This window comes from Mesorhizobium sanjuanii, from assembly GCF_002529485.1.
GTDB classification, from domain to species: domain Bacteria; phylum Pseudomonadota; class Alphaproteobacteria; order Rhizobiales; family Rhizobiaceae; genus Mesorhizobium; species Mesorhizobium sanjuanii.
Window position 1 is genome coordinate 1 of sequence record NZ_NWQG01000338.1, and the last position, 295, is coordinate 295.

The 295-nt window shown below is 57.3% G+C and carries 1 protein-coding gene; it reads right to left on the reverse strand.

Annotated features, from left to right (window positions below; all coding sequences use genetic code 11):
• Positions 1-137: 137 nt before the first annotated feature.
• Positions 138-295, reverse strand: a 158-nt coding sequence (locus CN311_RS31765; RefSeq protein ID WP_245441008.1) for a DUF2160 domain-containing protein, incomplete at its 5' end; no start/stop codon positions are given.

The following is a 295-nucleotide window of genomic DNA, read 5'->3' on the forward strand; positions in this document are numbered from 1 at the left end:
TTGCCTGCCCCGAGCAACAGGACAAGCGCAGTCGTTGATGTCAAAAATTGCCGTCTCATTTCGTTTCCTCCACTGTTTCATTTTCAAGTTCGATCGGAGCAGACGCCGGCATGCGGCAGCTCCAACTATTTCCCCCTCTATACGTAGCGGAACACGCCGATGGCGTAGACCACGGAGAGAGCGAGAGCCCACCACAGGTTGGATCCGACAAGACCCAGCCAAGCGAGATGGATAAAGGCGCTGCCAAGCAGCGACAGGAAAAGACGGTCGCCGCGCGTCGTCTCGAAGCGCAGCA